The sequence below is a fragment of the Gemmatimonadaceae bacterium genome (assembly GCA_016720905.1).
Lineage (GTDB): Bacteria > Gemmatimonadota > Gemmatimonadetes > Gemmatimonadales > Gemmatimonadaceae > Gemmatimonas.
Window position 1 is genome coordinate 376,681 of sequence record JADKJT010000029.1, and the last position, 24,762, is coordinate 401,442.

A 24,762-nucleotide genomic window follows, 5' to 3' on the forward strand; every position below is an offset into this window, starting at 1 on the left:
ATCAAGACGGACCTACGGTGACATCTGTCGAGGCGACCAGGCGGCCAGTCGCGCCGCCGAACCGGTTTTCAACTGCCGCGTGCGACCGGATTCGACATCGACTACCCACAGCTGACGCACCCCACTGCGATCGGACGTGAACACCAGGTGACGTGAATCCGGCGCCCAACTGGGATCCTCATTGCGACCTTCCGACGCGACCGATCGCATGGATTGATCGCGCAGGTTGATCGTCATGATCTGCTTGCTGTTTCCGTTCAGCGACTGAAAGGCGATCAGGCGTCCGTCGGGAGACCAGTCGGGACCCGTGCGATTGTTGCGATCCCCATACGTGGAGGCATTCAGCACTTCGGCGTTCGTGCCGTCCACATCGCTAATATACACATCGCTTGGGCCGGAGCGGTCACTCATGAACACGATTCGCTGACCGTCCGGACTGAAGGACGGTTGCAGGCTTGCACGGCCGCGCCCGGACGTGATTCGCCGGGGCGCGCCTCCCTCGATGGGAACGGCATACATGTCCGTCCCGTTTTCGCCCACCCGAGCGAAAATCACCGTGCGACCGTCTGGCGAAATGGCGGGCGAGATGTCGTTGCTGTTGGGCGCGGAGGCCAACACGCGCTGCGCGCCGGTCGTCAGGTCAACAAACATCAGCGGGTTCCGCCCGCCATCCAGGACACTGTAGACCAACGCCCGACCAGACGGCACCCACTGTGCCGACATCCCTGACGGGGTCACAGGGATCACATTTGCGCCGTCGCTGTCAATTGTCCACACCCGGCCGTCGCGAGTGAATGCGATGCGCGTCTGAGCAATGCCACGCTGCCCGGTGATCCACTCAACGATGCCGTCCGAAATCCCGTGCACCGCCATGCGCCACGTCGGCGAACCGGCCGGCGCGGGCAGGGGAAAGTCTTTCTGGTTGACGACGGCCTTCTTGGCCACATCATGTAGCGCGATACGTAGCCAGCCGGACGGCAACAGGGTTCCCTGCACGACACCATCAGCGCCCAGCTTGCTGTACAGCGCGTAGTTCGCGGGCCCGATCGGGGCCGCCACACTCGACGACGCGATGATCGTGAACTGATCGCTGAAATCCAGGTCGCGTGACAGCATAGTGGCTAACGAGTCACCCATCGGCCCCGATATCGGCTGGACCAGCACGCCCGTCTTCTGACCCGCTCGCACGCTGAGGCCAAGTGTGACCCCGGGCTGGCGGTCCTGAGCGTCCACCGCAGCGGCCGTTCCCGCCAGCCACAGCACCGCAAAGGTTGCTCGAAGTGCAGAGGTGCGCCCAAGGGCGCGGAGGGTGGCGAATGGCATCATGAGGTCAAGGGCGGAGCGCGTAGTCAAATGTGAAATAGACAATGAGGACATCGTCGCTCCAGCCGGACGGCAGCGGCCCAAAGGTGCGCGCGGTGCCCACCGACTCCACCGTGGCCTGCGCTTCAAGATCAAACGACCGATCGCCGGACGCCTTGACGATTTCGATACCGGTGACGGAGCCATCACGGCGAATGACGAACTTCACCTCGGTCACCAGCGCGGCCGACACCCGCCGAGGCGAATAGGCCAACGTCAGCTGGCGCACGATGTTGTTCAGATACCCAGGGAACGGGAACGCGATCCCCTCCGTGCGCATGTTGCGCACGTCTGCCCCTTTCCCACCGTCCTGGCCGCTGCCGGCCTTCGGCAACGCGGCCTTGGTCGCCGAGGCAGCCTTGGCCCCTGCCGCCTTTGAGCGTACCGCTGATGGAGTCGCCTTGGGGGTCGCTGCCGCCGGCGCCTTCTTGCTCGGCAATGCCTTCTCGACCGGCGCTCGCTCGGCACCAGAGGGTGCAGCCGCCGTACTGGCCATTGCCGCGTCCTTCGACGTCACGACCCCCGCCTGACGAACACCCTTGGGAGCGCCGATCAGCTCGACGCGATAAATGGGCGGGCGTGGGGCATCCTGTTGGAGCCCCCACACCACCAGCGCAGCCAGGAAACTCAGGTGAATGACACCAGAGACAGCCAACCCCGTCCGGAGCGCTCCGGACGCCGACGCGTTCCGCCGACGCGCGACCAGCAGGGTCACGGCGGAGTCTCCGGCTCGCCCACCAGCCCCACATCCGTGACGCCGGCGGCCTTGGCCGCTGCAATCACCCGCAGCACGGTGCCGTAGTCGACGTTTTCGTCCGCACGCACGAACACGCCGCCACCGCCCTTCTTGTCGGACAGGGCCTTGATACTGGCGGAGAAATCACGATAGCTCAATAGGACGTCGTCGGCGTAGATGCGACCGCGCCGGTCGATGGTGACCACCAGCCCGCTCTTTGCATCCAGCGGGCGCACGTCGGCCTTGGGCAGTGCGATGTCCACCCCACCCTGCATGATGGGCGCCGTGATCATGAAGATCACCATCAACAGCATCATCACGTCAATCAGCGAGACCACGTTGATCTCGCCGTTGACGCCCATGCGGTCACCGCGATGACGGCCGCGCATAGTGAATCAAATCCTGCCTTCGCGCACCATCAGCGCGATGAGTTCCGATCCGAAACCTTCCAGCGATCCATCAAACCGATTCAACCGCGCCGCAAAGATGTTGTACGCGAACGCCGCCGGAATGGCCACGGTCAGGGCGGCCGCAGTGGCCAGCAGCGCCGTGGCGATACCTGGCGCGACGGCACTGATATTCCCCGACCCTTTCTGGACGATGCCGTCGAACGCACTGATCACGCCGAGCACGGTGCCCAGCAAGCCGATCAGCGGACTGACACTGCCCACCGTGGCCAACCACGGGATGAACTGGCCCAACGCCTCGCGCTCCTTGCCCGACTCGGCATCGAGCACCAGTCGCAGCGCCTCGACTTGCGAACCGGACAGTCGCGCCGTGCGCTCCGCGGTCGCTCCCATCGCCGGCTTGGTGTCGTTCAGGAACTGCACGGCGCGGGCGAACACCGCCGTAAACGCACTGCTCTTCGCGCGCTGCGCCAGCTGTATGGCCTCGTCAATGCCGCGCGCGCGTTCGAAGTCGTTCACGAAGGCCCGACCATTGGACTCCGCGACCCGGAATGCGCGCCACTTGGCAAACATGATGGCCCACGAAAGCAACGACAGCGCGACAAGCAGGAGCAGCACGCCCTTCGTGACGAGATCCGAGCGAAGAATCATTCCCACCAGCGAGCCCGACGTCGTGGACGGCTTCGCCCCCAACTGCAGCAAGGCCAGCATCATCACCGGCATCCCGCTCAACGCGTGATCGCGCCGGTACGGCGCCCCGCAAAGTAGCGATACGTATTGGCGAGCCCGTCCGGCAGCGACACCGTGGGTGTCCACCCCAGCACCTCGCGCGCCTTGCTGGTCTGGAGCGCCGACCGCGCCAACTCACCAGCCCGCGCCGGCGCATAGTCGATGGCCGCCGTGGCACCCGCCACTGACTGCAGTGTGGTCGCCAGCGTATTCACCGACGTCTCGATGCTGGTGCCGATGTTGAACGCTCGCGCGTCAAGCCGACCGGGCTTGGGCAGCGTCTCGGACGTGGCGGCCGCGAAGTTCGCGTTCGCCACATCGCCAGCGTACACGTAGTCCCGAGTCTGCTCGCCATCGCCATACACCGTGAGGGCACGACCATCGAGAATGCGATTGCAGAAAATGGCCACCACGCCGGCTTCCCCATGCGGGTCCTGACGCGGACCGTACACATTGCCATAGCGCAACGCCACGGTATCCAGTCCATGCACGCGTCCGTAATACGCGAGGTAGTACTCCACCGACAACTTCGTGATCCCGTACGGGGATTCCGGATCCTTGGCGAAGACCTCCGTACTGGGTGGCGGATCGAAGTCGCCGTAGAGCGCTCCGCCCGTCGACGAGAAGACGACGCGTGTCGCGTGTCCGCTGGCCTGTACGGCCTGCATGATATTCAGCGTGCCGAGGATGTTGCGGGTGGCATCGTACACCGGATCGAGCACGCTCCGACGCACATCGATTTGCGCCGCCAGGTGACAGATGACATCGAAGCCGCCGTCACGGACGAGTGCTGCGGCCTCTGGTGTGGTGATATCTCCGCGCACAAAGCGCGCCGACGGTGGCAGATTTTCTTCGCGACCGCTGGACAGGTCGTCGAGTACGGTAACGTCCCAACCGCCGGCGACGAATCGATCGCCCACATGCGACCCGATAAAGCCCGCGCCACCGGTCACCAGTACCGTCTTCGCCATGCCGTCACTTCCTCGCGCCAGGGTTGTCAGCATCATCTCACCCGATGCGGCGACAGCACTCCACGGTCGGTGACCACAAAGCGCGCACGGCCGCTCGGCTCATTGAGACGTTCGGAATCCCACAATGTACACACGCGCTCGCGACAAGGGGTCGCGAGCGCGCTTCGACGTTTTGTGGAGACACACAGAACGTGAGGTGAATCACGCGAACGCCCCCCCGCAGGGAGTCGTTCGCAACCAACTCAGGGCAGCCGCGTGATGCGACGCGCTTTCACGCCGGAAGCAATTTCCGGGAGTGACTGCCGGATGACGATGGCCGCGCTCCCCGTTGCGCCTACCCGCACCACGCGAACGTCCGCGATGCGTTCCTCACCGCCGGTGGCCGACCGACGCACGAGCGCGAACTGCTCGCCCGCCTTCACGCCTTGCGCCTGACCGGCCGCAAGCAACACGTAGCTTTGCAGCGTCGGCAGCACCTCCCCGGCGTCGATCCAGGTCACGCTGGTTTCGACATCGGTGCCGGTGACCCGTTCTGCGTGCTGCTCGACGGCCGCAGCAGCGCCCTCGATGGGAAACAGGGCCTCCCCCTGCTCAATGATCCCCGTGACCGAACGCACATAGGCGTGAACCGACGTGCCTGGCCTGACCTGCGTGACCTGCAGGATGCCGGTGGGGATTCCCACGTGGACACCCGGAGTGAGCGGCCCTCCATCCTTCACCGCAACAAGCCGATCCCCTACGGAGAGCACGGTCCCGGCGGGGGGGGTGATCTCGACCTCATCCGCCAGTTGCATGCGCTTTGCTTCCGGCATGGCACCGCCAGCGTCATCGAGACGCCGCACCAGACGACCCGCCTGCGTCCAACGTGCTGCAGCCACCGGGAACGGCGCGGCTGCATACTCACCATGACGAGGCGCCGCCTCCGCGTGAAGCATGACCGCCTTTGCCGCGGCCGCCGCAATGTCGGCGTCCGGCAAACGGAGCAGGAAGACCGTAGGCAACTCGCCCGCCGGGCGCGCGGCTCGCAGGTCGGCGGCACCCACCAAGCCAATGCGCACGGGTGTCACGGTCAACAGATGCTCCGATTTCACCTGCGGGCGCATCTGAATACGCGGAGTCATCGATGCACTATCCCGCGCCGCCGCCGTGTCGCGTGGCACGGCCGCCAACGCAGTCCTGGGATCGCGTACCGCGCTCTGCTCTGCCGCGGTGGCTCGCTTTGACGTGGTTGGCGCGACGTTGGCCTTGCCCGAGGTTTGTGCTGTCAGGGCGCCTACCGGTCGGCCGGACACGACGGGCCCAGTCAGAACTGGCGCTGGCAGCGCTGGCGCTGCCGGCGTCATGGCGACCTTGGGGGTTGCCGTATCCTTTGGTGCGGGCGAGACAGACGCCGACGCCACCACGGCTCGGCGCGACGGTATCACCAGCCTCGTGCCGATGCGAAGTGCCGTGTCACTGGACAGCGCAATGCCGTTGCGTCGCGCAACGGCGCGCCATTGATGACCATCACCGTAGTATCGACTGGCGATGCTCCACAGGGTCTCGCCCGCCTTCACGAGGTGCGTCGTCGATGCGGTGTCTTTCCGCGCGGACGGTTTCGCTGCTGGCTGCTTTGGCGGCGTCGTCTGTTCGCCGGCGGACTGGGCCGTCGAGACGGGTGGTGGATCCTGCGCCCGAATCACCGTAGGGTGCCAGGTCAGCAGCAGTGCCAGCGTGGCCAGAATGGCCATCACGACCCGCGCCAACAGGAGGCGCGATGCGGAATGGTCGACGGCAGAAATGTGCGCCTGTTCGGCAGAGCGCATCGGCGAGCCTCTCGGTGGAAAGACCGGTACGTCGCAACATTGGCGGCGCATCCCAGGTCCGTCCGGCATGTAGTTGGACGGTTCCCAACGGCAGACGCCCGCCGCGCACGCGCGTCACGTACGCGGCATCACGTCTGCGGCCCCCTCTGTTTCAGCCGGAGGCCAGATTCACAATCGGGTGGAGCGTGCGGTCAATTCAGAACGGCAAATCGTCGTCTTCGTCTTCCAGCGCCCCTGGGAAGTCGCTGAAGTCGTCACCCTTGGCAGGTGCTCCAGGCGCTCCGGCCGGCTTGGCGCGTGGTGGTGCCGCCGCACGGCGCGGCGTGCCACTTTCCATGTCCTCACTGCCGCCAGGACGCCCACCCAGCAGCATCAGCTCGCGAACGCGGATCTCGGTGGTGTATCGCGTCTGGTTGTCCTTGTCTTGCCACTGCCGATACTCGATCTCGCCTTCGACGTAGATCTTTTCGCCCTTCTTGACGAACCGTTCCACAACATCAGCGAGGCCGGAGCCCTTGCTGTTATTCCACACCACACAGCGATGCCACTCGGTCTTTCCTGCTTGGCGCCGGTCTGGTCGTTCCACGAGCGACTGGTCGCCAGGGAGAACTGCGCCACCTTGCCGCTGCTGCCGACGGTACGAATTTCGGGATCACTCCCGACGTTGCCAATAAGAATGGCCTTGTTCAGACTGCGGCTCACGGTGCCTCCTTGCTGAGCGGACATGGGCCGGCATCGAGACGTTCGTGCCGGGGTTGTTGGGTAAGCTAGGAGGGTTCGCCGGAAGCACCAAACCCGCGCGTTTCACCGCCACGCCTTTTGTTGCAGGGGGCCCCGACGCGCCCCTGTTGGACGGCAATCAGGCGCTGGTCGGCCGCTCCCACCGCAAGACTAGCGCATCCTCCAAGGGGTCGCGGTAGTAGGCGCGCCGCCGACCGACCGGTTCGAACCCCCGCGAAGCGTACAGTCCCCGGGCCGCGTCGTTGGAGAGGCGAACCTCAAGGAACACGGTCGCCAATCCCAGCGCGGCGCCTGAGGCCAGCGCCGCATCAAGCAACTGCGCCGCGATGCCGCGACGACGGAGCCAGGGCGCTACCGCGATATTGGCAATCTCGCCTTCGTCGAGTACGTGCAGCAACACGCAATATCCGCACAAAGCGTTCCGTGCATCCACCGCGACGGTAAGCCGCGCATACGGTTGCGACAACAGCTCTGTAAATGCCGATACCGGCCACGGGTCACTGAACGCGTCCCGTTCAATGGCCGCCATCGTGACGACATCGCTTGCGTCCGCGGGTCGCAGGGTGATCGGCCCAACCAGCTCGGCGGCCTTCACCCGTGCGATGGAAGCGACTGCTGATGCGTCAACTCCCACTTCACCTGGGCTTCTGCCAGACGACCGTAGGCCGGTTCCCAGCGATCCAGCGCGACGCGTCCATATCGTCGCCACTGGTGCACCCGCCCGAGCTGCGCCGCATCGGGGACCACCGGCGTTTCCTGCTCGGAGTTCACCGATCCGAGCACGACCAGTTGATGGCGCGTCGCGACAAGCACCGCCAGTGCATCCGCCGAGACACGAACCACGTCACCGTCAGCATGCACGAACAGGTCATGGTCGATGGTAACCGGCAACGCATAGCGCTCACCACGCAAGGCGTCCGCATGCACCACAAACTGCCCGGCAGTGGTGTGAGATGCCGCGGCCAGCAGGAGTGAAGGCACCGCGAACAGTGGCACACCCGTGGCGTGGGCGAGTCCTTTCGCCACGGCAGCGGCAATGCGCAGTGACGTGAAACTGCCCGGGCCACTGCCGCACACAATGGACGCCAAGTCCGTCGGCATCGCATCGGCAAACGCGAGCACGCGTTGGACGGCCGGGAATAGCGCGTCGTCTCTTGAGGCGCCCATGGCAACAGCGCAGCGCTCCACCAGCGCATCACCGCGCAGCAGCGCGACTGACCCTGATGCCGACGACGCCTCAATGACCAGCGTGAAGCCGGCGTCCGGAATGCGGTGCGACGGTACGCTCATTGGCGGCGCGGCGCGTAACGAAGTGACATGTCTCACGATCTCCTCGCGCGCAGCGCACGGCAAGGGTGACGCACGCGACAGCTGCACGGAGTCGGCGGGGTGCCCCGTCAGGCAGCGGCGATTCGCATGCCGTTGCGGTCCGGGGCGACGATCGGGTCTACCCGATTGGCACCGAGTTGCAAGGTCTCCAGCGGATCGCCGTTCGCGGCGGCAACGCGCGCCAACGTGCCGTTCTCCGCGAGGCCGATCGCCACATCCAGGATATCGCCGTCGAATGCCGCATGCCGATCGGGCGTCATGATGTCGAGCACCTTGCCAACCGACATTGCCTTACGGTACGGCCGTTCCGCCGTGAGTGCCTCATACACATCGGCGATGGCCAGCACGCGAGCCGTGAAGTCCAATTGCTCGGCACTGAGGCTCCAGGGGTATCCACGACCGTCAATGCGCTCGTGGTGATGCGCCGAAGACGCGGCGAAGTGCCGAAACGCCGACACCCGATCGAGTATCTGCCTCGTCCATCGCGGATGCTTCCGGATCTCGTCTCGTTCGCGATCCGTCAATCGGCCGGGTTTGTCGAGAATCGTATTTGAGACCCCCAGCTTGCCGATGTCATGCAGCAGGCCTGCGCGCAGGATGTCACGGGAGAGATCGTCACCCGCGCCCATCGACTCGGCGATGCACACGGCGTACCGCGCCACATTCGTCGAGTGTCGGTAGGTGAACGGCGTTTTGGCGTCGATGACGGCGGCAAACGCATACGCGGTCGCATCGAGCCGCGCTTCCGTGGCCAGCAGCGGCGTGCTTCCCGGCTCGAGCGCCAGCACCGCTGCATCCAGACGATCCGCATCAGCGAGGTGTGCCCACCAGTGGGTGTCGCGCTTCCATCCGGCAATGCGCGTAACCAGCGACGGATCGAACCACCGACCGCTGCGCGACTGCAGCATCGCCAACGCGGTACGGAGCCCTTGCTCCGTCCAGAACACCTCGAACGTCTGCGCAATGAGCAGGATGCGGGCCAGGAGCGGAATTGCATCGCCGGCCAATCCGACGGGATACCCAAGGCCACACCAGTGTTCGTCAACGTGACCGATCGCGTCGGACGTCTGCTGCGGGAAGCCCAGCGCAACGGCAATCTGCGCGCCTCGCTCGCAGCGCGCCTGGATGATCTCCCTGGTCATGTGCGGTGTCTGGGCGATGCGCAAGAAGTGCTGGATGCGCGCGAGGGGATTGCGGCCCACGCCGCAGTTGCGTGCGGTGCGCATGGCCAGCCGCCAGCGATTGTGCCAGTCCACCAAGCGCATTTCACGCTTGACCTCTTGATCCGCCGAGCCAAACAGGGCCGCCATCCGTGCCGCGTTGCTTGAGCAACCGGCGTCTTTCAACAGCGCGGCATAGTACAACGCCCCCAACGAGTCTGCATCGAGCGCCAATTCGCGACCCAGCCGCATGGCGATGAGCGCCGTGCGCAGCGTGTGGCCTGGACGTTGACCTTCCGTGAGATCCAACGCATATGTGAGCGCCGACATGACCTCCGCAAGACGCACTGTGCGCAAGCGGGGATCGGCCGGGCGATCAGTGTCAGGTCCGGGCACGGAGCGGAGGCGAAACAGGAGAGGGTGTGGCCGTCGCCGGCTGCACACTCAGGACGGACTACCATCGACTCCGGTCACGACGCGCCGCCAATTCACCCGGTGCTTGTGTGATCCACGGAGAGTCGACGTCGATCGCTGTGCTCCGCATCATGTCGAAGCTCAATCGCGATCGCCCCGGCCGGCAGCCCGTCTGACGCGCGATCCGGCCACTCCACCAGCAACACGGGTGCATTGGCCACCAGCTCGTCCCACCCGATCGCGTCGAGCTCTGCCGTCGAACGGAGTCGATACAGGTCGACATGGATCACTGGACCACGCGGCGCCGCATACTCCTGGATGAGGGCAAACGTGGGGCTCGTCACGGCCACCACATCGACGCCCAGCCCGGCGCATATCGCGCGGATCAATGTCGTCTTCCCCGCCCCGAGATCACCGGAAAACGTCAACACCGCCGGGCGCGGGAGCGCGGCGCCCAGCGCCTGTCCCCATGCCTGCAGCGACGCCAGATCCGGTGCGCGCGGGGCACCCCGACCCAGCAGTTCCTCGAGCGAGGTCGTGTTCACCATGCGCCGGTCCGGCGCAACCGATCATCGCCCACGGCGTCCCCCGAAACGTTTCATCGGTGCGGAACCCGGCGGTCGCTTGGCCGCCTTGGATTCACCACGTGCCTGCGCGGGCTTCTCCCCCAGTGCCGTGCGCACCTCAAACAGCTGATCACGCAGACGCGCCGCCGCCTCGAAGTCCAGCGCCGTCGCGGCTTCGCGCATCGCAACCTCCAGTTCGCCCACCAGCGTCTCCAACTCCTCGCGTGAACGCGCCATCCGCTCACCACCGATCGCGCGCGTGGCCGGTGCCGCGACGTCCTTTTCGATCCGCGCGTCCGCGACGCGGGTAATGAAACGCACTTCGTCGACGCTCTTGATCACGCCGTGCGGCACGATGCCGTGCGCGGTGTTGTGGTCACGTTGAATGTTCCGTCGACGATCGGTCTCCCCGATGGCGCGTTCCATGGAGCCGGTCACGCGGTCGGCGTACAGAATCGCCATGCCGGTCAGATGCCGGGCGGCGCGGCCGATGGTCTGTATGAGCGCCCGGTCACTGCGCAAAAATCCTTCCTGATCGGCATCGAGAATCGCCACCAACGACACTTCGGGCATGTCGAGCCCTTCGCGCAGCAGGTTAATGCCGACGAGCACATCGAACTCGCCGAGGCGCAGTCCGCGTACAATCTCCATGCGCTCGATCGCATCAATGTCGGAATGCATGTAGCGTACCCGCACGCCCATCTGTTGCAGGTAGTCGGTGAGATCTTCCGACATGCGCTTGGTGAGCGTGGTCACCAGCACGCGTTCGCCACGGCGTTCACGCTGGCGGATTTCGTGCAACAGGTCATCCACCTGACCCTTCACCGGGCGGATCTCGAGCACGGGATCCAGCAGGCCGGTTGGGCGAATCACCTGCTCCACCACGACGCCCTCAGACAGCTGCAGTTCCAGCTCCCCGGGGGTGGCCGAGACATTGATCAGTCGCGGCACCAACGCCATGAATTCCTCGAATACCAAGGGACGGTTGTCGAGCGCGCTCGGCAGGCGGAATCCGTAGTCCACCAGTGTCAACTTGCGGGCGCGATCGCCGTTGTACATGCCGCGAATCTGCGGCAGTGACACATGCGACTCGTCGACCACCACCAGGTAATCGTCGGGGAAATAGTCCAGCAAGCACGCGGGGCGCTCGCCCGCCTCGCGTCCGCTCAAGTGGCGCGAATAATTCTCGATCCCGGCGCACGTGCCGATCTCCGCCATCATCTCCAGATCGAAGTTCGTGCGCTGCTCGAGCCGTTGCGCTTCCAGCAGCTTCCCCTGCTGCTGCAGCTCGGCCAGCCGCTGCGCCAGCTCTTCACGAATGGCCGTTGACGCGCGCGCAATAGTGGGACGGCTGGTGATGAAGTGCTTGGCCGGATACACCGCCGTTCGCTCCAGCGTGGCAATGGTCTCGCCGGTGAGCGGATCGATCTTGGAAATGCGCTCGATCTCATCGCCCCACATTTCCAGTCGCACCGCCTGCTCTTCATAGGCGGGAAAGATCTCGACGGTGTCGCCACGCACCCGAAACGTGCCGCGGTCGAACGCCACATCGTTGCGCAGGTACTGAATGCCCACCAACGCCCGCAGGATGTCGTCACGCGCGATCTGCTGTCCCTTGGCGAGCGAGACCATCCGTTCGCGGTACGCGATGGGATCACCGAGTCCGTAAATGGCCGAGACCGTGGACACAATCACCACGTCGCTGCGCTCCATCAACGACGACGTCGCCCGCAGGCGCAGCCGATCGATATCCTCGTTGATACTGGCGTCCTTCTCGATGTACGTGTCGCTGGACGGGACATACGCTTCGGGCTGGTAGTAGTCGTAGTACGAGATGAAGTACTCGACGGCGTTGTTGGGGAAGAAGCTTTTCAACTCCCCGTACAACTGCGCTGCCAGCGTCTTGTTGTGCGACAACACCAGCGTGGGGCGACCCCATTGCTGGATGACATTCGCGATGGTCATGGTCTTGCCCGAGCCGGTGACGCCCAAGAGGGTCTGGAATCGGTCGCCACGCAGCAGACCCCGACTCAGCTCGGTGATCGCGCGCGGTTGGTCGCCCGCCGGCTCGAACGGCGACTGCAGCATGAAAGGCTGGGCCATGCCGTAATATAGCACGCACATCGGCGTTTGTTCGGGTAGCCCCGTTCGCCGATTCCCGACCCCGCCCTATTCGTCGGAGGTGATCTTCTCCCGGCGCCCCACGGCCCCGATCCCTTTCACCCGGCGGGCCGCTTTCATGATGCGTTCCAGATGGGCCAGGTTCTCCACCTCCACCATGGCCGAGCCGCTCACCTTGCCGTCGATGGTCTTGAGCTCAAGGCTCTTGATGTCCGTTCCGGTGGCGCTCACGGCCGCCGCGACATCGGCATAGAGTCCCCGGCGATCAATCCCCTCCAGCGCCAGCCGCACCACGAATCGCTCCCCCGCCATTTCGTGCCAATCAATCTCGAGGCGTCGCTCGGGTTCATGCACCAGCAACAGCAGATTGGGGCAATCGCCCCGATGAATGCTGACGCCGCGTCCGCGGGTGACGTAGCCCACCACGTTGTCGCCCGGTACCGGCTGGCAACACTGGGAGTAGCGCACGAGCAATCCGTCGGCACCCTGAATGCGTATCCCCTTGCCGGTGCCCCGCACGCGATCGACAATGCGGGCGAGGGTGCTGGGCTTTTCGGCCGGCTCCGGTGCGTTCTCCAATTCCGGATGTAATGCCTTGACCACCTGCATCACGTGCACGTCGCCGGCGCCGACCGACGCAATCAGGTGTATCGCATCTTTCAGCTTGAGCTGTCGGGCAATCGGGAGCAGGGCCTGATCATCGGCCTTGGGCAGTCGACGTCGCCGCAGTTCCCGCTCAATGATCTCGCGCCCCAGCCGCATGGCCGACGAGCGTTCCTCCAGTCGCAGCATCTGCCGGATCTTGTGCCGCGCCCGACCGGTGCGCACATGGGCCAGCCAATCCCGACTGGGTTTGGCGTTCGGATTGGTCAGGATCTCAACCGTTTCCGAATTCTTGAGCTCCCGCGACAACGGCGCGATGCGACCGTTGATCTTGGCGCCCGCGCAGCGCGCGCCAACCTGCGTATGCACGGCGAACGCAAAGTCCAACGGCGTCGCCCCCTTGGGCAGCTGGATGACGTCGCCGGTGGGCGTGAACACAAAGATCTCGTCCTGATACAAATCCAGCTTGAGGAACTCCAGGAACTCGCCCGGAGTCTCGGCGTCGAGCTGCAGTTCCAGCACCTGGCGAAACCACGTCAGGTGTCGATCGAGCTCATCAGAGTTCTTGCTGGACTCCTTGTACAGCCAGTGCGCCGCGATGCCGAAGTCGGCCGTGCGATGCATGTCGCGCGTGCGAATCTGGATCTCGAACAGTTGTCGCCCCGGACCGAACACCGTGGTATGCAGCGACTGGTAGCCGTTGGATTTGGGCTGCGCAATGTAGTCCTTGATGCGCTCCTGCACCGGCGTCCATCCGTCGTGAATCACGCCCAGCGCGTGATAGCATTCGAGGATGTTCGGCACGATCACGCGAATGGCCAGCAGGTCGTAGATATCCTCATACGGCCGGTCGCGCTGCTGCATCTTTTTGTAGATCGACCACAGATGTTTCGGTCGACCCGTGACTTCCACGTCGGCGATGCCCGCGTCGGTGAGACGCTTTTCCAGCGGCTCGCGCATCTGCGCGATCAGCTCCTCGCGCTCCCCGCGCTTGGACGCCACCATCTTGGCCAGCGTCTTGTAGGCCTCGGGCTCGAGATGCTTGAACGCCAGGTCTTCCAGCTCCCACCGCATCTTCGCCATGCCGAAGCGATGGGCCAGCGGCGCATACAAGTCGCGGGTTTCCTGCGCAATGCGGCGGCGCTTCTCGGCGGCCAGCCATTCCAGGGTGCGCATGTTGTGCAGTCGATCGGCCAACTTGATCAGAATGACGCGCGCATCCTTGGCGATGGACAACAGCAGCTTGCGATAGTTCTCGACCTGTCGCTCTTCCCGCGACGACAGCGGGAGGTTGGCGATCTTCGTGAGGCCGTCGACAATCTGCGCAATCTCGGGGCCGAATTCGCGCTCGACATCCTCGATGGTGATGTCGGTGTCTTCCACGATATCGTGCAGCAGGCCGCTGGCCACCGTGGCCGTGTCCAACTGCAGGTCGGCCAGGATTCGCGCCACTTCCACGCAGTGCGACACATACGGTTCACCCGAATGACGCACCTGACCGGCGTGCGCCGCGTCCGAGAATCGATAAGCGCGCACCAGCAGCTCGTGATCGAGCTTCTCGTACGTGCTGTCGGCACTCGGACCGAATCCGGGGATCACCTCATGCAGCGCAACCGTCGTCACAACAGACCTGCCTCCGCAAAGCTCATGTATCGTCCACGACCCACGATGATGTGGTCGTGCACCGGGATGTCCAACAAGCGCCCGGCCGCCACCAACTGTTCCGTCACCACCCGATCCTCGGCCGATGGCGTCGGATCACCACTGGGGTGATTGTGCACCAGGATCACCGCCGCCGCCCGCTCCGCGATGGCCTCGCGAAACACTTCGCGCGGATGCACCAGCGATGAGTTGAGCAGACCGCGTGTCACCAGCACATCCCGTTCCAGTCGATGCTGCGCATCCAGCACCGCCACATGGAACTCCTCCACCGGCAACTCCTGCAACCGTGGCGCGTACACCGCCGCCACATCCCGCGGCGAGCGCAGCGGCACGCCTGCCTCCCTCGCTTCCAGTGATAGCCGTCTCCCGAGTTCCAACGCCGCATGCACGGCCGTCGCCCGCGCCTGCCCCACGCCATGCACTCGCGTCAACGCCGCCAACGGCATGGCCGCCAACCGGCCAAGCGAGCCGTCGGCGTGTTCCAGCACGGCCTGTGCGCACTGCAACGCCGATCCCCTTGTACTCCCTGTGCCCAGGATCGTCGCCAGGAGTTCGATCGTGCTGAGCGCCTGCGCGCCCAGCGACCGCAGTCGTTCCCGTGGCCGTTCCGTGTGCGGCAGCTCACGAATAGTTAGCGCGGGTCGACCAGACTGGCTAGTCGGAATTATCACAAATCTGCTCCTCTTGAGGGATATTCTGCCTGTTCGCGTCCCATCATGGCGAGATTTGGCGGCACCAACGGTATCGCGTTGCTGCTCGGGTGATCGCTATCCTGCGGGATGACCGACGCCACGCCGATTGATCAGTCGTTCGACCCTGCCAGCCCTGCCGAATGGGATGCCTTGCACATGCTGGGGGAACGCATGCTGGGCGAGATGCTATACCGACTCCGCGGACTGCCTGAGTCACCCGCCTGGCAGCCGATGCCGCTGGCGGTGCGGCAGTCGTTGCAAGAGTCCGTGCCGCGCGAAGGGATCGGCGCCGATGCGACCTACGCGCAGTTCGTCGAACGCATCCTGCCATATCCCAATGGCAACTGGCATCCGCGGTTCTTTGGCTGGGTGCAGGGCAACGGGACGCCGTTGGCGATGTTGGCCGACATGCTGGCGTCTGGGCTCAATGCGCATCTGGCAGGATTCAATCAGGCCCCGGCCGATGTGGAACGTCTGGTGGTGTCCTGGTTCGCCGAGTTGATGGGAATGCCGAGCGCCAGCGGTTTGTTCGTGACCGGTGGCACGATGGCGAATACGCATGGACTCGCCGTGGCGCGCTTCGCGGCTGCACGGTCGCGCGGACACGATGTTCGCGCGTTCGGGCTGCAGGCGTGGCCCGACGCCGCACCGCACGCGCCGCTGGTGTTTTACGGCTCCAGCGAAACGCACGGATGGGCGGGAAAGGCGGCGGAATGGTTGGGGCTCGGCCATCGCGCATTTCGGCGGGTGCCCGTGGATGCAGCGTACCGCATGGATCTCGTCGCATTGGAACAGATGCTCGCGGCCGACCGCGCAGCCGGCCTCGATCCGTTCTGTGTGATCGGCACTGCGGGCACCGTGAATACTGGCGCCACCGACGACCTGTCAGCCATCGCCGCGCTGTGCGCGCGCGAGTCGCTGTGGTTTCACGTGGATGGTGCGTTTGGCGCACTGGTGGCGCTCTCCGACTCCTTGCGACCGCAGGTGGCCGGCATGGAGCGAGCCGATTCGATCGCCTTCGATCTGCACAAGTGGGGCTCGATGCCCTTTGAGTGCGCGTGCGTATTGGTGCGCGACCCGGCTTTGCATCACGACGCATTTCGCAGCACGGCGGCGTATCTCACGCCCGCCACGCGAGGGGTTGGCGCCGACGCCGTGTATTTCGCCGATCGCGGCCTCGATCTCACGCGCGGCTTCAAGGCGCTCAAGGTGTGGATGCAGCTCAAGGCCGACGGCGTGGACACGCTGGCCCGCATCATCGAGCAGAACGTCGCGCAGGTGTGCCTGCTCGTGACCTTGGTGGAGGCGCATGACGAACTGGAAATGCTGGCGCCGGCGCCGCTCAATATCGCGTGCTTCAGATATGTGACGCCCGGACTCGCCGCGGGCGCGCTTGACGCCTTGAATCAGGAACTCCTGCTGCGACTGCAGGAGCGCGGCATTGCCGTGCCCTCAAGTACCGTGCTTGACGGGCGGTTTGCGATTCGCGTGGCCCATGTGAATCACCGGACCAAGCGGACTGACATTGAACTGCTGGTTGATGCGGTGGTGGCGATTGGGCGCGAGTTGGTGGCCGAGGGATGGTCATTGATGCCGAAAACGCCATTCCGCACGTGATTGTCAGCGGGTGAATCACAGCATTTTTACCGCGAAGTTCGCGAAGCGCAGCCGTTGTGTTACATGTGTTATTCTTGGCGAACTTTGCGAACTTGGCGGTCAATGCTTTTGCTGACGGTGTATCTCGATGCGCTATCGCGTGATCCGATACCGCGCAATCCCGATCACGTCATCCGCATCGCGCAACGCAATCCAGAGGTCATTCCCGCGCGCGCGAATCGGCAACCCTTCCAGTGACGGACGATGCGGAATGCGCAGCCGACCCAGATATTTGCCCGCCCGATCATGAATGTCGAAGGTCACCGTGGTATCGCCAAACGTCGCCGCATGCTGGACCCACAGTCGACCATCATCGTCCACTGACAACAAGGCCATCGCCGATTTGGTGGCGGGAATCTTCGCCGGATCAAAGTCATTGGTGGCATACGCCGCGATCTGCTTCTCGATGCGGGCCACGGCGTCGTCTCGCTCCGCCTTGCCGACGGGGATGCGCGCCAACTCCACCCGTGTTTGCGTCAACGTATCGTTCTGGCCGATGCGCACCAAGGCCACGCTCGTTGACGTCGGCGACGCGCACCATACGGCGCCGTTGCCGTCAGGCGCCGATCCGCCGCCGGTGGCAAACGGATACGCGCTGTACATGTTGCCCCTGCCCTTGGTCTCGGCCTTGATGGTCATTCCCGGGGCGACATTGCCGGAGGCACACGTGGGCATCGGGAACGTGTCACGCACGGCACCCGCCACGCTCCAGCGCCGCCAATCCATCCGCGAGTCACCGCCCGGAACCTGATTAATGAACGGGTCCACCAGATCACCGGTAGTGCGGTCAAGCCAGGCGTTCCATCGATACCCGTACCCGCGAATGGCCACGAGATGTTGTCGCGTGAACTTCCCGTCCGCACCGAACTCCGTCAGGCGCCCGTTGCTGGGATCGTTCACCCAGACACTGCCGTCGCGACGCACCAGCATGCCGTTCGCATTGCGCAGCTCGCCCGGCCCGCTGCCCTTGCGGCCCACAGTGGCCAACGCCTTGCCGTTGCCATCAAAGCGCCGAATGCGCTGATCCTTGAAGTCCAACACCCAGAGCGCGCCGTCCTTGCCAATCAGGTAGTCGCGCAGGTCGAAGAACGGCTCGCCGCTTTCGGTCCCGTCAATGCGCCACACTTCCGTTGCGCGCCAGGTGGTCAATCCACTCTGGGCCGCCATAGGGGAGGCACACGTCGCGACCATTGCCAGCAGTGTGCGCAGTGTGCGCATTCTCCGCATCGTTTCTCCTGTCGTTGGGTGCATACAGCAGGAAGGGCCGACGAATCCCGTCGGCCCTTCCATGAACTCGTCGCCCAGCCTACAACGCGCCAGGGGGACGAGGCTTCGCGGTACGCGCCTCACCGCCACCAGAGCTGCCGGACGAACTGCCGCCGGACGAACCCGAACCGGCCGACGACGTGCCACCGCTGCCCGAACTGGTGGACGTCGGCGCCGAATACGTGATGGGCTTGTCGCGTGTGTATCCCTGGCCATATACCGCGCGACCGCGCGGCTCGGCGGGCGCACTGGGACGTGTCACCACCACGATGGGTCCGTTGCCATTGTAGTAGCCAGGGCCCCAGTAACCGCCGCCGGTGGGATACCCATACCCGTACCCGTATCGCGAGCCATACTGATATCCGTAGGGGCTCCAGCCATAGTACCGATCGGCGCCATACAGCCAACCCAATCCCATCATCCCGTAGCAGTAGTCCTGCGTCAGCGAACAGCCGCGCGCGTCGGAGGCGATTCGACGATCGCTGGCGCGCGGTGCGCGAATGGCGCGTCCGTCGGCGTCCGTCGTGCCATCGTTCCGGCGGACCACGAACGTCTTGGGGTTTGACACCGCCACCATCATGTCGATGACGCGCGACGGCATGCCCGCGTCGGCCAGACGCACCAGTTCCTTACCTGTCAGGTCGAAGCCTTGCTGTCGGCTGGAGAACCATGCTTCGGCGACTGTTGCATCCACAAGTTTCGCCACCTCCAGCACGTCATCGGTTGTTACCGGTGCACCGGCCGCAGCGCGCACCGACGGCGTGCTGAATAGCACACCTGCGCCATTCGTACGCACCCACTCTCCGCGATTGCTACGCGCAAACTCCGCGTCGGCCACGCGATGCAAGCCGTTCACGCAGGTGTAGTCCGACTGCACCATGACGCGCTGACCATCCGAGGAAGGTTTCACCGCCTCACTGCCGGTGCAGCCGTCGCGCGGCGGCGACAGGCGCTTGCCCGACTCATCGAGAATCGGCCGTTCGACGATGGCGCCGTTCCGGATGCCTTCCAGCGCAATACCCGTGTCACGGAACTCCGCCACGAATGTCGTGACGTTGCCACCGACCTTGACACTCTGGGCCTGCACCCACTGCCCGTCAGCATCAATCGACATCACCCCGCTCTCAACGCGCGTCACGCCCCGACCGCAGTTGAAGGTGCCGCGCAGCAGCACGCGTCGGCCATCCGCGCTCCACGTGGCGGTTTCCTGTCCCGTGCAATCATCCACCTTCTTGGCCGTTGCCTGGCCAGGATCAATGACCGTGCGCTCGGTAATGGAACCACCAGAGAAATTCACCACCTCCACACTGGTGGTGGTGCTGCCCGGCACAATACACAGCATCGTGGGCGCCGCCGCCGATATCGATTCACCGGCCGACACCACCGGCGTCATTGCTCCCGTCGGCTTCCAGCATCCCAGCCAGGGCTGCCAGCGGGCATCATGGACGGTCACTTCACCGCGGGTCACGGTGGCGATCGATTGCCCGCCAGCGGTTCCGGCGATCAGCATCGCGCTCAGCCAGAGCACCGTGGCGCGGCCTGCTACAGGAATGACTCGCATATGCACGCTCAGAAGCGGAGGTGGAGACCAGTGGTAACCGACAGTCCGGACAAGTCAATGCGATCGAAGCCTACGAAATCTGCACTCATGGGCGCCCGGGCGCGATCGTATCTCGCCTCGGTGACCAGTCCCATCCGGGCCGACAGCGAGTAGTTGATCCCGGCCGATCCGTAAGCCATCGATGTCCATCCTGACGACTCAAGTGTCGAGGGGAACACATCGAAATTCGTGAAATCGACGAAATCACCGCTCTGCCGAAACGCGTAGTACATGAGTCCCGCGCCGCCGCCCACATAGGGCGTGAACTTGGAGGGGACCCAGGCAAACTTGCCCAGTGAGCGTCCTGGCGACGTCAAATACAGTTTGAGGCCGGCGGTGACCGGGGCACGACGAAACATCGTCCGCTGTTCAATGGGCAGATCGTTGTTGTCCACGAAATCGCGATACTCCGAGCCGCTCTCCCTTGCGCTGAACGCGGCGCCCATCTGGAACGCCAGACGCCGAGTAATCGCCACGTCCAGATCGGCCGCCGCAGACATCCCGGCAAAGTCACCCCTGTCGAGGGTGAGCTTGTCGGACGTGAACGAGAACACCTTGCTATCCGCTGACGGTCTGGCCACGCCGATGCGCATGGACAGCGACGCCTGCGGCGAATGAAACAGGAAGCCGTCACCCGCCCCCGTCTGCGCCATCGCGGGTCGTGTGCCGGCAGCCAGCACGCCCGTCAACAGGGCGCCGGCCAACCATGAACTGCGGACGCGTTGGATCATTGCCTCGTACTCCGGCTTGCGGAATGGTGAGTACACCGGGTGGTCAATCGGTACATCTGTACCAAAGATGCATGACCTTTCCAAAAACGCAAGAGCAAGTTCGGGAGCGGCCTACAAGTTGGCTCCGTGGCACTTCTTGAACTTCTTCCCTGACCCGCACGGGCAGGCATTGTTCCGAGGGGTGTTCTCCCACCCGGCCAGGAAGGGCGCCGCCGCCCGCTTCCAGCGACCGCAATGCCCCCGCGCCAACAATGGCTGGAGTTCCCAGAGCCACTTGTCGCGGCGTTCCCGCCACGCCATCGCGCCCGGGAGCGGCTGAGTCAGCGGACTCCCCCTGCTCTTCCGGCACGTCTTCCAGGATTCCCATCGCGTTGAACCGCTTGGTCGGGCGACCGTCATGCAGTCGCTCCTCCGGGGTTATCGACGGCTGGAACGACTCCTGCGGCGCTTGATCGAACACCAGTTGCGCCTTGAGGAACCGCTCGGTGAACGTGTTGGCCAGATCGTGCATGAGATCGACAAACATCACGTACGCATCCTGCTTGTACTCCACCAGCGGGTCCTTCTGTCCCCACGAGCGGTAGTGAATGGACGCCCGCAACTGGTCGAGATCGTACAGGTGGTCCTTCCACTTCTCATCCAGCACATTGAGCATCACCAGCGCCAGCAGGCGCCCGGAGAAGCCCTGTCCCGACTCGTCCGTGACGGCGTCGAGGGCAGTGAGTTTGTGGTCGAACGCCGCGCGCCCGGCGGCGGACACCGCCGTCTGGGCCGCTTCCATCGTGGCGGGCCGCACGTCCGCCGTGAACTCGGGCACCTGCAGCATGTAGTGCATGAGCAGGTCCTGCTGCACGTAGTCGAAATCCCATTCCTCGGGACGATCGAACGTGGCCAGCGCCTGCTCGACGCGCCGTTGGGCACCGCGGTCGATCATCTTGAGCGACTCGGCCTTCAGTTCCTCGCCGCCCTCGAGCGCGAACGCGCGCAGCGAGTAGATGACTTCGCGCTGCTGATTCATCACGTCATCGTATTCCAGCAAGCGCTTGCGCGACTGGAAATTCTGCAGTTCCACGCGCTTCTGCGCCTGCTCGATGGACCGGGTGATGAGCGGATGCGTGAGCACCTCTCCGTCCTGCGCGCCCATGCGATCCATCAGCTTGGCAATGCGCTCCGATCCAAACAGCCGCATCAGATCGTCTTCGAGCGACAGGAAGAACTGCGACGCCCCAGGATCGCCCTGACGGCCCGCGCGTCCGCGCAACTGGCGATCGATACGACGCGACTCATGACGCTCGGACCCGACAATGTGCAATCCGCCCAGTTCATCGAAGTCTATCTGCTTGCCATCGGGGTCCATCATGGTGGACGGACGCGAGTCGGTCACGCCGGCGCCGAGTTTGATGTCGGTGCCGCGGCCGGCCATGTTCGTGGCAATCGTGATGGCGCCGGCCTGACCGGCGTCGGCCACGATTTCCGCCTCGCGCTGGTGATACTTGGCGTTCAGCACCGCGTGCTTGAGACCGGCCCGCGTGAACAAGCGTGAGAGGGTCTCGGATGCGTCGACACTGGCGGTACCCACGAGCACCGGATAGCCCAATTCGTGCAGCCGCTTCGTCTCTTCGACGATGGCGTTGTACTTCTCGCGGCGCGTCTTGTACACCAGGTCCTGTCGGTCATCGCGGGCAATCGGGCGATTCGTGGGAATCACCGAGACCGCCAGACCATAGATCTGGTGGAATTCGTTCTCTTCCGTCTCCGCCGTACCGGTCATGCCGGCCAGCTTCTCGTACATACGGAAGTAGTTCTGGATGGTGATGGTGGCGAGCGTTTGCGTTTCGCCCTTCACCTGCACGCCTTCTTTCGCCTCGACCGCCTGATGCAGGCCTTCGCTCCATCGACGGCCCGGCATGGTGCGCCCCGTGAATTCGTCCACGATGAGCACCTGACCTTCCTGCACCACGTAGTTGACGTCCTTGTCGTACAGCGCGTGCGCGCGCAACAGCTGATGAATGATGTTCAGTCGCTCGCTCTTGGTCGCGTACTCGCGCTCCACGGCGTTGCGGCGTTCGAGGCGTTCGGGCGCGCTGAGTTCGTGATTCTTGTCCAGCTGGCCGATCGTGGTGGCAATGTCCGGCAGCACGAACGCATCACGGTCATCCGGCGACAGCCAGTCGAGTCCCTGCTCGGTCAGGTGCACCGTGTGCCCCTTCTCATCGAGCACATACAGCAAGTCGTCCTCGAGATCGCGGAACTGCTGCTTGCTGGCCGGCAACTTGCGATCGGCGAGATGATCAAGCTCCATGCGCTGCACGAGCTGCTTCACGCCCTGTTCCTGCAACAGCTTCATGAGGCGCTTGTTCTTGGGCCCGCCCAGTTGCGCCTTGTACAGCTTGAGCGATGCGGTGGCGGTGTCGCCCGCTTCCAGCGCGCGCTCGCCGTCGGCGGCCAGCGTATTCACGAGGTCCGATTGCCGGCGCACGAGGCGCACCACCGACCCGTTGAACTCCGCATACTGCCCGTCACTCTCGTTGCCCACCGGACCGGAGATGATCAACGGCGTGCGTGCTTCATCGACGAGGATGGAGTCGACTTCGTCGATCATGGCGAAGATGTGCTGTCGCTGCACGCGCTGGTCGAGCGTGGTGACCATGTTGTCGCGCAGGTAGTCGAAGCCGAACTCGTTGTTCGTGCCGTACGTGATGTCGGACCCGTACACCTCGCGACGTTCCCACGACCCGGGTTCAGTGTCGTCCAGACACCCCACCGTGAGGCCGAGCCACCGATAGAGGTGCCCCATCCACTGGGAGTCGCGTCGCGCGAGATAGCTGTTGACGGTGACCAGGTGCGCGCCGCGCCCCGGCAATGCGTTCAAGTAGAGCGGCAGCGTGGCGACCAGCGTCTTGCCTTCACCCGTGGCCATTTCCGCAATGCGGCCCAGGTGCAACTGAATGCCACCGATGAGCTGCACCTCGTAGGGCACCATATCCCACGTAAGATCATGGCCGGTGACGACCACGTTGGTGCCTTTGAGGCGACGACAGGCTTCGCGAACCGTGGCAAAGGCCTCAGGCAGGATCTCATCCAGGAATTCGGCGATGGCCGTGCGCAGTTCGGCTTCCGCACCGCCACGCCCATCCACGCCTTGCAGTTCGGTGTCGATCCGCTCCCGATCGGTCGCATCGGCCGCCGTGCGCTTGGCCGCCTTCAATTCGTCGATGCGGGCTTCAATCGGACCCGTGCGTTCGGCCAACAGCGCGCGGAACTTGATCGTCTGACCCTGAATCTCCGCGTCGGAGAGCCCGCTCAGCCGCTCCTCGAAGGCGACGATGTCGTTGATGATGGGCTGCACGCGACGGCGCTCGCGCTCGTGGCGTGTTCCGAATATGCGGCCAATGACCTTGTTGAGCATGCGGACCTCTAGAGGTGTCGTGGGCGCCGGGGCAGTGGCGTCCGTCGCACCGTCAGGCGCGCGCGGAGACGTCCTCTGCCACCGGGTCCCGGAGATACAATCCGGCGGACGCGATGTAGTCGGCAACGGCGTCGGTCACGAAGCCCCGGATGGAGCGACCTTCCCGCACGCGTGCCCTGATCTCGGTTGACGACACATCCACCCGGCGCGTTGCCAGATGCTGTACCGGGAATCCCGGCGCGTCGCGCCGATCGGAGCGGTCATCGGTCACCTCTGCCACATCGTTCCGTCGCAGAATGACCAAACGGGCCATCGCACGCAGTCGCGCCGGCTCCCGCCATTGCGGCAACGTGGCAACCACATCCGCTCCAACCAGCAGATAGAGCTCCGCCAGCGGCCAGCGCCGCTGAAGGGTCTCCACCGTGTCAACCATGAAAGATAACCCGCCCCTCTCGATTTCGATGGGGTCGACCACCATCTCCGGCAGATGCTCAAAGCAGCGCCGCACCATCTCCAGCCGGTGTTCGGCTGGCGTGTGCCGTCCCTGCTTGAGCGGTTGCTGCGCCGCCGGCACGATCAGCAGCCGGTCGAGCGACAGCGCCGAAACAGCGTCCTGGGCCACGAGGAGATGTCCCACGTGTGGCGGATCGAAGCTTCCGCCGAAAATGCCCAGACGCATGTGGTGACTCAGGGGCGATTGAGCGGGCGGGGGCCGGGTCGCGCATAGGCGACCGGCGACATGACCGCATCGGGTGGTGTCTTGACCGGCGTAGCGACGGCCTTTTCGGCCGTCGGGTTCCCG

19 protein-coding genes and 1 pseudogene are annotated in these 24,762 nt (G+C 64.5%); 1 reads left to right on the forward strand and 19 read right to left on the reverse strand.

Annotation, left to right across the window (positions count from 1 at the left end; genetic code table 11):
* Positions 1-12 precede the first annotated feature (12 nt).
* The 14 genes and pseudogenes from IPP90_18420 to radC form a co-directional block, all read right to left on the reverse strand.
* A complete protein-coding gene (locus IPP90_18420; GenBank protein MBL0172641.1) occupies positions 13-1,323 on the reverse strand; it encodes a PD40 domain-containing protein in 1,311 nt (436 codons plus the stop codon).
* Between the two features lie 7 nt (positions 1,324-1,330).
* Positions 1,331-2,077 (reverse strand): TonB C-terminal domain-containing protein, encoded by a 747-nt coding sequence (locus IPP90_18425; protein ID MBL0172642.1) that lies wholly within the window; start codon positions 2,075-2,077, stop codon positions 1,331-1,333.
* Positions 2,074-2,487 carry a biopolymer transporter ExbD gene (locus tag IPP90_18430; protein MBL0172643.1) on the reverse strand — a complete coding sequence of 138 codons (414 nt, stop codon included), beginning with the start codon at positions 2,485-2,487 and terminating at the stop codon, positions 2,074-2,076. The genes IPP90_18425 and IPP90_18430 overlap by 4 nt, the downstream gene beginning before the upstream one ends.
* Positions 2,488-2,493: 6 nt before the next feature.
* On the reverse strand, positions 2,494-3,237 hold the full coding sequence (locus IPP90_18435) for a MotA/TolQ/ExbB proton channel family protein (GenBank protein MBL0172644.1): 744 nt from the start codon (positions 3,235-3,237) through the stop codon (positions 2,494-2,496).
* Complete coding sequence (locus tag IPP90_18440; protein ID MBL0172645.1) at positions 3,234-4,205, reverse strand: NAD-dependent epimerase/dehydratase family protein; 972 nt, start codon at positions 4,203-4,205, stop codon at positions 3,234-3,236. Before IPP90_18440 ends, IPP90_18435 begins: the two co-directional genes overlap by 4 nt.
* Positions 4,206-4,447: 242 nt before the next feature.
* Positions 4,448-6,010: a LysM peptidoglycan-binding domain-containing protein gene (locus IPP90_18445; GenBank protein MBL0172646.1), complete on the reverse strand. Its 1,563-nt coding sequence runs from the start codon at positions 6,008-6,010 to the stop codon at positions 4,448-4,450.
* Between the two features lie 196 nt (positions 6,011-6,206).
* A pseudogene (gene ssb, locus IPP90_18450) lies at positions 6,207-6,712 on the reverse strand (single-stranded DNA-binding protein).
* 157 nt (positions 6,713-6,869) lie between these two features.
* Positions 6,870-7,346 carry a ribosomal protein S18-alanine N-acetyltransferase gene (rimI, locus tag IPP90_18455; GenBank protein ID MBL0172647.1) on the reverse strand — a complete coding sequence of 159 codons (477 nt, stop codon included), beginning with the start codon at positions 7,344-7,346 and terminating at the stop codon, positions 6,870-6,872.
* Positions 7,343-8,041, reverse strand: a complete 699-nt coding sequence (gene tsaB / locus IPP90_18460; GenBank protein ID MBL0172648.1) for a tRNA (adenosine(37)-N6)-threonylcarbamoyltransferase complex dimerization subunit type 1 TsaB — start codon at positions 8,039-8,041, stop codon at positions 7,343-7,345. Before tsaB ends, rimI begins: the two co-directional genes overlap by 4 nt.
* Before the next feature lie 107 nt (positions 8,042-8,148).
* The gene (locus IPP90_18465) at positions 8,149-9,570 is read right to left on the reverse strand and encodes an HD domain-containing protein (protein MBL0172649.1); all 1,422 of its coding nucleotides are present in this window, start codon (positions 9,568-9,570) and stop codon (positions 8,149-8,151) included.
* Between the two features lie 158 nt (positions 9,571-9,728).
* On the reverse strand, positions 9,729-10,202 hold the full coding sequence (gene tsaE / locus IPP90_18470) for a tRNA (adenosine(37)-N6)-threonylcarbamoyltransferase complex ATPase subunit type 1 TsaE (protein ID MBL0172650.1): 474 nt from the start codon (positions 10,200-10,202) through the stop codon (positions 9,729-9,731).
* Positions 10,203-10,223: 21 nt separating this feature from the next.
* A complete protein-coding gene (uvrB, locus tag IPP90_18475; GenBank protein MBL0172651.1) occupies positions 10,224-12,323 on the reverse strand; it encodes an excinuclease ABC subunit UvrB in 2,100 nt (699 codons plus the stop codon).
* Positions 12,324-12,389: 66 nt separating this feature from the next.
* Positions 12,390-14,567: a bifunctional (p)ppGpp synthetase/guanosine-3',5'-bis(diphosphate) 3'-pyrophosphohydrolase gene (locus tag IPP90_18480; GenBank protein ID MBL0172652.1), complete on the reverse strand. Its 2,178-nt coding sequence runs from the start codon at positions 14,565-14,567 to the stop codon at positions 12,390-12,392.
* Complete coding sequence (gene radC, locus IPP90_18485; protein ID MBL0172653.1) at positions 14,564-15,271, reverse strand: DNA repair protein RadC; 708 nt, start codon at positions 15,269-15,271, stop codon at positions 14,564-14,566. Before radC ends, IPP90_18480 begins: the two co-directional genes overlap by 4 nt.
* Before the next feature lie 114 nt (positions 15,272-15,385).
* On the opposite strand from radC, the gene IPP90_18490 reads away from it, so the two are divergent.
* A complete protein-coding gene (locus tag IPP90_18490; GenBank protein MBL0172654.1) occupies positions 15,386-16,915 on the forward strand; it encodes an amino acid decarboxylase in 1,530 nt (509 codons plus the stop codon).
* 132 nt (positions 16,916-17,047) lie between these two features.
* Here the strand turns inward: IPP90_18490 and IPP90_18495 are convergent, their stop codons facing one another.
* From IPP90_18495 to nadD, 5 genes are all read right to left on the reverse strand, one after another.
* On the reverse strand, positions 17,048-18,181 hold the full coding sequence (locus IPP90_18495) for a hypothetical protein (GenBank protein ID MBL0172655.1): 1,134 nt from the start codon (positions 18,179-18,181) through the stop codon (positions 17,048-17,050).
* A gap of 79 nt (positions 18,182-18,260) precedes the next feature.
* Positions 18,261-19,787, reverse strand: coding sequence for a hypothetical protein (locus IPP90_18500; GenBank protein ID MBL0172656.1), 1,527 nt, complete (start codon positions 19,785-19,787; stop codon positions 18,261-18,263).
* 2 nt (positions 19,788-19,789) lie between these two features.
* Positions 19,790-20,551 carry a hypothetical protein gene (locus tag IPP90_18505; GenBank protein ID MBL0172657.1) on the reverse strand — a complete coding sequence of 254 codons (762 nt, stop codon included), beginning with the start codon at positions 20,549-20,551 and terminating at the stop codon, positions 19,790-19,792.
* A gap of 43 nt (positions 20,552-20,594) precedes the next feature.
* Positions 20,595-23,960: a preprotein translocase subunit SecA gene (secA, locus tag IPP90_18510; protein MBL0172658.1), complete on the reverse strand. Its 3,366-nt coding sequence runs from the start codon at positions 23,958-23,960 to the stop codon at positions 20,595-20,597.
* Positions 23,961-24,012: 52 nt separating this feature from the next.
* Positions 24,013-24,639, reverse strand: coding sequence for a nicotinate (nicotinamide) nucleotide adenylyltransferase (gene nadD / locus IPP90_18515; protein MBL0172659.1), 627 nt, complete (start codon positions 24,637-24,639; stop codon positions 24,013-24,015).
* Positions 24,640-24,762 lie beyond the last annotated feature (123 nt).